Annotated in this window: 4 protein-coding genes; 3 read left to right on the top strand and 1 reads right to left on the bottom strand. The window is 70.6% G+C overall.

The features are described 5' to 3' along the window. A partial coding sequence (locus VIR15_RS19930) for a peptidoglycan bridge formation glycyltransferase FemA/FemB family protein (protein ID WP_331931008.1) occupies positions 1–316 on the top strand: 316 nt, incomplete at its 5' end. 7 nt (positions 317–323) lie between these two features. Here VIR15_RS19930 and VIR15_RS19925 read toward each other — a convergent pair. Beyond that, positions 324–956: a hypothetical protein gene (locus tag VIR15_RS19925; RefSeq protein ID WP_331931006.1), complete on the bottom strand. Its 633-nt coding sequence runs from the start codon at positions 954–956 to the stop codon at positions 324–326. Between the two features lie 111 nt (positions 957–1,067). Between VIR15_RS19925 and hrpA the strand changes: the two genes are divergently transcribed. Then, positions 1,068–5,111: an ATP-dependent RNA helicase HrpA gene (hrpA, locus tag VIR15_RS19920; RefSeq protein ID WP_414654992.1), complete on the top strand. Its 4,044-nt coding sequence runs from the start codon at positions 1,068–1,070 to the stop codon at positions 5,109–5,111. Positions 5,112–5,145: 34 nt separating this feature from the next. Next, positions 5,146–6,029: PAC2 family protein (locus VIR15_RS19915; RefSeq protein WP_331931002.1), on the top strand; the 884-nt coding region annotated here is incomplete at its 3' end.

The following is a 6,029-nucleotide window of genomic DNA, read 5'->3' as shown; positions in this document are numbered from 1 at the left end:
CGGGTCGACGAGCCGCAACCGGGACGCCCGAGCCAGCAACGCGCTTCAGTGGCAGGCGATCCAGGACGCGATCGACGCGGGCTGCACGGCCTATGACCTGCGTGGCTTCAACACGTCGCTGGGCGCCACCTCGCCGCTCATCGGCCTGCTCCTGTTCAAGCTCGGCGCCGGCGCCGATGTCATCGAGCTCGTCGGTGAGCGCGAGCTGGTGCTGAACCGTTTCTGGCACACGGCGTTCGAGAAGGCGATGGCACTGCGGGTCGCGATCAACAACCGCCGCGCCGGTGCCAACGCCACCCCCGATGCCGACGTGTAGGGCGGCGTCACGGCTGGTGGAGCACGCACTCGGCCGTGCCCTGACCCGTTTGGATGGCGACGAGCTCGTCGTCGGCATAGAGCCGGCACTGGACCGTGCCTTGGCCATCCGAACCGGCGACGCCAACCATGAGCATCTCGGGTGGCACGTCGAAGGTGACCAAGCCTGAGTACGGAAGAGTGACGTCTCGTGGGTGCAGGCCTGCACCGTGTCCCGGACCTTGACCGTCCACCGTGATCGTCGCGCGCGGGTCGCCGCCGACGACCTCGAGCCGGAACTGTGTCGTGCCCGGCGGCACCGCGTGCGTAGGAAGGTCCGTTGGCGACACATCGGCGACCTGCGTGCCATGAAGTTCGGTCAGGTCGATGGACCCGCCGCCCTGGACCTGCTCCATGCCCATCCCCCCGAACCCGTGACTCGTCATGCCATTGCTGTGCATGGCGCTCCCGAGCATCGGCAGGGCGAAGAACGCGGCGAGCACCCACCACCCCCCGTTTCTCCGGCGCTGGCGCGGTCCGGACAGGCGGGTCCGGGGATCCGGGGCCCACGCAGTGGACGGCAGGCCTCGTGCCGGCGCGTCACCCGGGAAGGCGACGTGGCGGTCCTGCTGCGGGTCGGGAGCCGCCGGCCTCGTGGTCATCCGTGCCCCTCTCAGGTGCTGAGCTTCACCCACTCCGACCCTACGCCGATGCGCTGGGTTCCGTCGGAAACCGGTTCGGACCGCACCCGGTCCCCGCATATCCTGTCGCCCATGCCCGAGGACCGTCCCACCGTGCCGCCGCGCGGACAGGTCAGGGGGCAAGTCGCGGGGCAGGTCGATGGGCACCCTCGGGGCGGGGGAGCGCGACGCCGCTCGCCGGGTGCAGGGGGACCACGAGGCCGTATGCCGCTGAGCCCGGAACAGCGCGAAGCCCGCCGCGCCGCTCGGGCTGGGTTGGTCCCCCCGATCAGCTACCCGGAGCACCTCCCGGTCGTCGACCGGCGGGACGACATCGCCGCAGCGATCCGGGACCACCAGGTCGTCGTCATCGCAGGCGAGACCGGCTCGGGCAAGACCACCCAGCTGCCGAAGATCTGCCTCGACCTCGGTCGCGGGCTCGACGGTGTCATCGGCCACACCCAGCCGCGCCGGATCGCGGCCAGGGCCGTCGCCGAGCGGCTCTCGGATGAGCTCGGAGTGGAGCTCGGCACGACCGTGGGCTACCAGGTTCGCTTCACCGACCAGTCGAGCCGGGAGACGCTCGTCAAGGTGATGACCGACGGGATCCTCCTCGCGGAGCTCCAGCGGGACCGCGAGCTGCGCCGCTACGACACGATCATCATCGACGAGGCACACGAGCGCAGCCTCAACATCGACTTCATCCTCGGCTACCTCAAGCAGCTGCTGCCACGTCGCCCTGACCTCAAGGTCGTCATCACGTCGGCGACCATCGACCCGGAGAAGTTCGCCCGGCACTTTGCCGACCCGGCGACGGGGGAGCCGGCCCCGATCATCGAGGTGTCCGGCCGCACCTTCCCGGTCGAGATCCGCTATCGCCCCCTCGTCGACCCCGATCGGCCGAGCACCAAGGACGGTGACGACGAGAAGGACCTGATCACCGGCATCTGCGAGGCGGTCGAGGAGCTCTGGACCGAGCGCCACTCCGGGCCGAGCAGTGACATTCTCGTCTTCCTGTCCGGTGAGCGAGAGATCCGCGACGCGGCCGACGCGCTGAACGGGATGAAGCTGCCCGTCACGGAGGTCGTGCCGCTCTACGCGCGACTGTCGGCGGCGGAGCAGCACCGGGTCTTCCGGCCCCACACCGGGCGCCGGATCATCCTCGCCACCAACGTCGCCGAGACGTCGCTCACGGTGCCAGGCATCCGCTACGTCATCGACACCGGTACGGCGCGCATCTCCCGCTACAGCCAGCGCACCAAGGTCCAGCGGCTGCCCATCGAACCGGTCAGCCAGGCTTCCGCCAACCAGCGGTCCGGCCGCTGCGGTCGCGTCTCCGAGGGGATCGCCATCCGCCTCTACTCGGAGGCCGACTACGAGAGCCGGCCCGAGTTCACCGACCCGGAGATCCTGCGGACCAACCTGGCCTCCGTCATCCTCCAGATGACCTCGCTCGGGCTGGGTGACATCGCCCGGTTCCCCTTCCTCGACCCGCCGGACAGCCGACAGGTCACCGACGGCATCCGGCTCCTCGAGGAGCTCCAGGCGTTCGCGCCCGAGGACGACACCCAGCCCGCCGGGAAGGGACGGCGACGTCCGGGACACAGACTCACGACCTACGGCCGGACGATCGCGGCCCTCCCGATCGACCCGCGACACGCCCGCATGGTCATCGAGGCGGACCGCCGCGGGGTGCTCCGCGAAGTGCTCGTCATCGTGGCCGCCCTCTCGATCCAGGACCCGCGCGAACGGCCCCAGGACAAGCAGGAGCTCGCCAACGCGGCCCACAAGCGGTTCGCCGACGAGACGAGCGACTTCCTGTCCTGGCTCAAGCTGTGGACTCACCTCAAGGAGCAGCAGCGCGCTCTCAGCTCGAGCGCCTTCCGGCGGATGTGCAAGGCGGAGTTCCTCCACTACCTCCGGGTGCGCGAGTGGCAGGACTTGCACGCCCAGCTGAAGCAGACGGCCAAGCAGGCCGGGCTCGACGTGTCGCGGGGAAGCATCCGCACCGGTGAGGGGGAGGTCGACACCGACGCCATCCACCAGGCCCTGCTTGCCGGCCTCCTCTCGCACGTCGGGGTCCGCGATGAGCAGCGCCGGGAGTACCTCGGTGCCCGGGGGGCGCGCTTCGGCATCAGCCCCGGCTCCGCGCTCTTCCGCAAACAGCCGCAGTTCGTCATGGCGGAGGAGCTCGTGGAGACGACGCGGCTCTGGGCCCGGATCACCGCGCGCATCGACCCGGCCTGGGCGGAGGAGCTCGGCGCCCACCTCGTCAAACGGCAGTACTCGGAGCCACGCTGGTCCGGCCGCCGCGGCTCCGCCATCGCCACCGAGCGGGTGACGCTCTACGGCGTGCCGCTCGTCGTGGGCCGCACCGTCGGTCTCGGGAAGATCGATCCCGAGCTGGCCCGGGACCTGTTCATCCGCCACGCGCTCGTCGAGGGCGACTGGCCCACCGAGCACGCCTTCCTCCGCGACAACGCCGCCCTCCTCGAGCGCCTCAGCGACCTCGAGGCGAGGACGCGGCGGCGGGACCTCGTGGTCGACGACAGCGTGCTGATCGCCTTCTACGACAGGCGGATTCCCGCAGACGTGGTGTCCGGCCGGCACTTCGACACGTGGTGGAAGAAGGCCCGGCGCCAGACCCCGGACCTCCTCACCTTCACCGAGGACCTCCTGCTCCGGGACAGCGCAGGCGCCCTCGGGGTGGAGGATTACCCGACGAGGTGGCGCCAGGGCGACCTCGAGCTCGACGTCACCTACCAGTTCGACCCGGGCTCCGAGTTCGACGGCGCCACCATCCACATACCCGTAGACCGGCTCAACCAGGTGACCGCAGACGGGTTCGACTGGCAGGTCCCGGGCTTCCGGGAGGAACTCGTCACGGCGCTCATCCGCTCGTTGCCCAAAGCGATCCGCCGCCACCTCGTGCCTGCGCCCGATCACGCTCGGGCCGTGCTGCCCGAGCTCGACCCGGCGGAGGGGCACCTCACACGTGCCCTGGCGACGACGCTGCGTCGCCGGGCCGGTGCCCCTGTCCAGCCCGACGACTTCGACTGGGCTCGGGTCCCCGACCACCTGCGGGTGACGTTCAGCGTCGACTCGCCCGCGGGCGAGCCTGTTGCGAGGGGCAAGGACCTCGAGTCCGTCCGCGAATCCGCCACCCCCCAGCTGCGCCGGCAGGTCCGGGCCGCGAGCACCGGCGTGGAACGCACCGGTCTGAGGAGCTGGGACGTCGATCGGGTGCCGGAGACCTTCGAGAGCGGCTCCGGCGTCCAGGGCTACCCGGCCCTCGTGGACACGGGTGCCGCGGTCGACCTGCGGGTCCTGCCGACCCGGGCGGAGGCAGAGGCCGAGCACCGGCTCGGTGTCCGGCGGCTCCTGCTCCTCGGCATCAACCCGCCGTGGAAGCAGATCCTCGCGCGCCTGACCAATGCGCAGAAGCTGGCCCTCGGCAACAACCCGCACGGCAGCGTCCCGGCCCTGCTCGACGACTGCCTGGCGGCTGCCGTCGACTCGATCAGCGAGGAGGTCGTGCATCCGCCCGCGGCACGTGGAGGGTCCACGACGGGAGGGGGCGACGCGCGCCGGAGCGAGCCCAGCGGCATACGGACCCGTGAGGACTTCGAGTGGGCCCTCTCGGCTGTGCGCACGCACACGACCGCCCGCGTGGTCGAGGTCGTCGGCCTCGTCGAGCCGATCCTCGCTCGCCACCTCGCCCTGACGAACCGGCTCGCCGAGCTCGACCGCTCGACGAACCCGGCGATCCGGCCACTGGTCGCCGACGTCCGGGCCCAGCTGCGCGAGCTCATCCGTCCGGGCTTCGTCGCCGAGGCGGGCATCAGGCGGCTGCCCGACCTGGACCGGTATCTCCGCGCGGCCGCGCACCGACTCGACAAGGCTCCTGCCAACCTCGCCCGAGACGCCCAAGCCCTCGACCAGGTCGACCTCGTGGAAGGGCGCTACGCGGACCTGCTGCAGGCCTTGCGCCCGAGCCAGCGCGGCGCGGCCGAGGTCGTCCAGATCGGCTGGATGATCGAGGAGCTGCGGGTGTCGCTCTTCGCCCAGTCCATCGGGACCGCCCACAGCGTGTCGCCGCAGCGGATCCTCAAGGCAATCGCCAAGGTCATGCCCTGACCCGCGCGGCTGGTTGGCCGCGACACAGGGAATCATGGTGCAGCGCACCGCGTTGGACCGCATGAACGCCCTCACGAAAGGCCTCTCCGTGCAAGACCCCACCGAGCTCTTCCAGTTTGAGACCGATGCCTCGCTGTCCGCCGAGGACATGAACGCATCGGTGCTCGTGCTTGCTCTGGGCGGGTTCGTCGACGCCGGCCACACGCAGCGCCTGCTCACCGAGCACCTCCTGGAGGAGCACGAGTCCCGCGTCATCGCATCGTTCGATGTCGACCAGCTGCTCGACTACCGCGGGCGCCGGCCGCCCATGGTCTTCGACCGTGACCACTGGGAAAGTTACGCGGACCCCAGCCTCCTGTTGTACCGGGTCGTCGACCGCGAGGGAGTGCCCTTCCTGCTCCTCGCGGGACCGGAGCCCGACTACCAGTGGGCCCGGATGGCCGAGGCCGTCATGATCCTGATCCGTGCTCTCGAGGTGGAGCTCACCGTGAGCGTCCACGGGATCCCCATGGCCGTGCCGCACACGCGCCCCCTCGGCTTCACCACGCACGGCACGAACCCGCGACTGCTGTCCGGCAACGAGACGCCCTTCGGCACCGTGCAGGTCCCGGCCAGCTTCTCCGCCATGCTCGAGCTCCGCCTCGGTGAGGCCGGACGCGACGCACTCGGCTTCGCCGTGCACGTGCCGCACTACCTCGGCCAGAGCGAGTTCGCCGATGCCGGCCTCCTCGGATTGCAGCGCATCATCGCGGCCACCGGTCTCGACCTGGACACGACGGCGCTGGCTGCCGCCGCAGGCCGCGACCGTGCCGAGATCGCCCGCCAGATGGAACAGTCCGACGAGATCTCTGCGGTCGTGCGAGCGCTCGAGCAGCAGTACGACACGTTCCTCGAGGGCCGTCGTCACCGGAGCCTGCT

This window comes from Intrasporangium sp. (assembly GCF_036566125.1).
Lineage (GTDB): Bacteria > Actinomycetota > Actinomycetes > Actinomycetales > Dermatophilaceae > Intrasporangium.
The sequence above is the reverse complement of the archived record's forward strand: the minus strand, read 5'-3'. Positions and strand labels throughout refer to the sequence as shown.